The sequence below is a fragment of the Chitinophaga sp. genome (assembly GCF_035564935.1).
GTDB lineage: Bacteria > Bacteroidota > Bacteroidia > Chitinophagales > Chitinophagaceae > Chitinophaga.
This window is the reverse complement of sequence record NZ_DATMTE010000096.1, coordinates 1-4,012: the sequence shown is the minus strand read 5'-3', so window position 1 is coordinate 4,012 and position 4,012 is coordinate 1. Positions and strand designations below refer to the sequence as shown.

Annotated in this window: 4 protein-coding genes; all 4 read left to right on the top strand. The window is 46.6% G+C overall.

Annotation, left to right across the window (positions count from 1 at the left end; translation table 11 throughout):
- Window positions 1-1,844 (top strand): tetratricopeptide repeat protein (locus tag VN105_RS02695; RefSeq protein WP_325637666.1); only part of this gene is annotated, 1,844 nt, incomplete at its 5' end.
- 99 nt (window positions 1,845-1,943) lie between these two features.
- A complete protein-coding gene (locus VN105_RS02690; protein ID WP_325637664.1) occupies window positions 1,944-2,738 on the top strand; it encodes an SDR family oxidoreductase in 795 nt (264 codons plus the stop codon).
- 17 nt (window positions 2,739-2,755) lie between these two features.
- Entirely contained in the window at window positions 2,756-3,670 is a 915-nt protein-coding gene (locus VN105_RS02685) for a helix-turn-helix domain-containing protein (RefSeq protein WP_325637663.1), read from the top strand.
- A 71-nt stretch (window positions 3,671-3,741) separates the two neighbouring features.
- The coding region (locus VN105_RS02680) for a hypothetical protein (protein WP_325637661.1) at window positions 3,742-4,012 on the top strand (271 nt) is incomplete at its 3' end.

Genomic DNA, 4,012 nt, shown 5'->3' with positions numbered 1-4,012 from the left:
CATTTGTTTGTATAGTTGTTTGTATATGCGGGTGGCTTTCGGTAGCATCTGCACAAATTCCACTGGCAGATAGCCTGCACTCTGTAATAACTGATCCTGCTTTTAACGAAAAGGAGAAGCCGGCCTTACTTAACCAGCTGGCCGAAATATACCGGGCCGGTAAAGATTATACCCTTGCTGCAACAGCAGCGCGGCAATGCATTGCTATATCTTTAAAGCATCAAAACCACCGCGAAGCTACCAGGGCCTATGCTATGCTGGCAAATATCAAATTCAACCAACAACAGTATGCCGACCTCAAAAAAGCGGTCGATTCCGTGTTTACCATTGCCCAATCAGTTCCCGACCCTGTTGCCCTGGCGTATGCTTATTACACCAGGGTACTGTTATACAAAACGCTGGATAACTCAGATGATGTGGTGAAATACTGCCAGCTGGGGCTCCGGCAACTGGACAAGGAGCCCGATCCCTACATTGCCGCTAAAATATATTACCAGCTTTATGTGGTGTATTCAGGCTGGAATAATGAGGAAAAGGTAGATGCATATGCCAGGGCTGCCACAGCAAGTGCGCTGAAGGCCAACGATTACAACCTCCTGAGTAATTGCTACACTGCCCTGTCGGTAGCGCATGAATATAAATACAATGCCACCAAAAGTAAGCTGGAACTGGACAGTGTGATGTTTTACCTGAACAAACCGGTGGGCTTGTACCGGCAATACCCAGGCAGGGTGGCCAATAATACCTATGCCATTGCCTGTATAAACATTGCCAACACCTACCTGAAATATTTCCCTTCTGATGATCCGGGGGTTAAAGCCCAGGCCATACACTACGCCGGCGAAGCACGGTCTGTATTGAAGAACGCCGGTAACAGCGAAGATGTATTTGCCAGCAGCCTGGGCATACTGAGCGAATTTGCCAAACGTGAAGGCAACGAGGCGCAGGCGGAAAGCTATCTGCTGGAAGCATACGAAGTGATTAAAGCCGCCAATACGCCTTATTATTATACAATGATCAACGTAGTGCAGTCGCTGTCGGCCTTCTACGAGCAAAGGGGGAACTACCGGAAAGCACTGGAGTATCAAAAAGAGGCGACGCTCTATAATAACAAGGTATTCAACCAGCAGCAGGCGCTCAATACCCAAAAGCTGGAGATACAGTACGAAACGGAAAAGAAAAACAACGAGATGCAGCTCCTGAAAGAACAGGAAAAGAGCCGCACCATGCAGAATTATTTATATGCCTGTATTGCACTGGCCTCCTTCCTCGGACTGATATTCATGTTCCGGTCGTACCACTTCAGGTTGCGCCTTTCGCTACAGCGGGAAAAACAGCTGGAGCTGGAAAAACACGAATCTGACATGCAGGTTCGCCTGGAAAAGGAAGAACACGCGAGGCTCAGGGCAGAACAACAGCTGCTGGCCACTCAACAGCAACAATTAAAGAAAGAAGTAATGGCCAATGTGCTGCAACTGGAGCATAAAAATCAAACCCTGCAAAGCATCAGCAACAAGCTTACAGAAGGCGACGCCGTTAATATGCAAAAGATCCTGAAGGAACAGATGGTGATCGACAACGATTTTGAACATGCCAAGCTGCAAATCCAGCAGGTACACCCCGGTTTTTTTAACCTTATCAACGATAAAGCCCAGCGAAAACTCACCTTACTTGACCTGAAACTCTGCGCCTATCTTTATCTTAAGATGGACACCCGGCAGATTGCCCAGCTGATGAACATTGAAGCAAAAAGTGTGAGAATGAGCCGTTACCGGATCAAACAGAAGCTGGGACTGGATAAAGATGATGACCTCAACGGCTTTTTGCAGGGGTTGGGCAGCTAACCTGCACCCCTCTTTCGTCATTTTGACTACAAGCATCTTCAATACGGCAACGTGTCAAAACTCCCTCCGGTCGAATTTTGTGTTATAAAAATGAACAACATGAAAACGATCTTTATTACCGGCGCTTCTACCGGCTTAGGCAAGGCAACAGCTAAATTATTCCAGCAGAAAGGATGGGCAGTGATAGCCACTATGCGCCAACCGGAAAAAGAAACCGAGCTTTCCGGGCTGGAGAATGTAACCCTTTTACCATTGGATGTTACCAACCCCGAACAGGTAAACAGCACTGTTCAAAAAGCCATACAATCGGGTGTAGACGTGGTGTTTAACAATGCAGGTTACGGTTTGGTAGGCCCTATGGAGGCTTTCAGCGACGAACAGATGACAAGGCAACTGAACACTAACCTGCTGGGTGTGCTGAGGGTTACCCAGGCATTCATCCCCTATTTCAGGGAGAAAAAGAGCGGTTTGTTTATTACTACTACCTCTATGGGCGGCCTGTTTGCCTTTCCCCTGGGCTCCGTATATCATGCTACCAAGTTTGCCCTGGAAGGCTGGAGTGAAAGCCTCTCATTTGAAATGGGATTGTTCAATGTAGGCGTAAAAACCGTGGCGCCGGGCGGTATCGCCACCGATTTTGGCGGCAGATCCATAGATGCCCCCTCACATCCCGCTTACGATGAAGCCACCAAAAAACTATGGGCGCTTTTCAACGTAGATAATTTTTCAACGGCAGAACAAATCGCCGGCGTTGTGTATGAAGCTGCCACGGACGGCAAAAACCAGGTACGCTATGTAGCCGGCCAGGATGCACAATCTTTATATGCAAGACGCGTGGAAATTGGCAATGAAGCCTTCAGAATAGAGATGGGCAAAAATGTATTAGGTTTGTAACAGCGTAACTGAACAAGATGAAAAAAAATCCTTCCGTTCCTTTTAAAATTGATTCTATCGCCGGGTTGCACCGGATGTTGGGCTTACCCGGTCCGCAGCATCCGCTGATAAGCCTGATAGACAACACCAAGATTGCAGTGGCAATGGATCAGTTGCCGGAAACATTCCTGCTCAGCTTTTACAAAATATCCTATAAAAAACTGCAAAACGGAAGGATAGGATACGGACAGGGGTATTATGATTATGATGAGGGCGGCCTGGTATTTACCGCTCCTCATCAGGTCATCTCTATTATTGGCGACCAGGAATTTTATGGCGCCACACTGCTGATCCATCCCGACTTTATCCGTAATTATCCCTTGGGAAAAAACATAAAGAACTATGGCTTCTTTTCTTACGAAGCCAACGAAGCCCTGCATCTTTCTGAAAAGGAAAGGGTAACCATTACGGAAGTGCTGGAACATATTACCAGGGAGTTGAACAACCCCATAGATGATTTCAGCCAGGATGTAATAATGTCCTATATAGAAGTATTACTCAACTTCAGTAACCGTTTTTATAAACGGCAGTTCATCACCAGGAAAGCAGTAAATAACGACCTGCTGTCGAAAATGGAGCAACTGCTGAATGATTATTTTGAAACGGCACACGCGCTGAACAAAGGATTACCTACTGTTGAATACCTTGCAGCACAATTACATCTTTCCTCCCGCTACCTGAGCGATATGCTGCGTTCACTGACAGGACAGAACGCACAACAGCATATTCATGAAAAGCTAATAGAGAAAGCCAAGGAAAAGTTGTCTACCACCAGTTTATCAGTCAGTGAAATTGCGTACGAGCTGGGCTTTGAACATCCCCAGTCTTTCAGTAAATTATTTAAGATCAAAACCCACCTGTCTCCTTTGGAATTTCGGCAGTCGTTCAACTGATGATCATTCTCCGGAATTTTAACTATTTTACTTTTATGAACCACGTTGTTATGCTGTTTTAAACTCCGTAGATGATCAATAATATTTATCCGCTTCGCATACTGCTCATAACGGCACTGGCCATGTTCCGCTTTACCGGCAGCAAGGCCCAGGTAACTGCTTACAAAACGTATTATGATAACGGCCGTCTGAAACAGGTAACGCATCAGGGTAACTATAACGGCTGCGGCGTACCGGTGGGCACAGACAGCCTGTTTGATGCCTCGGGAAAACTGACAGCAACTATTTCCTACCGGCACGAAGGAAAAAGTAACACGGGCTGCCATGATATGATCACCCGCC

Excerpts from the sequence above, each read along its gene's own strand:
- VN105_RS02690 (WP_325637664.1), top strand. The coding sequence starts at position 1,944 with ATGAAAACGATCTTTATTACCGGCGCTTCTACCGGCTTAGGCAAGGCA.
- VN105_RS02685 (WP_325637663.1), top strand. The coding sequence starts at position 2,756 with ATGAAAAAAAATCCTTCCGTTCCTTTTAAAATTGATTCTATCGCCGGG.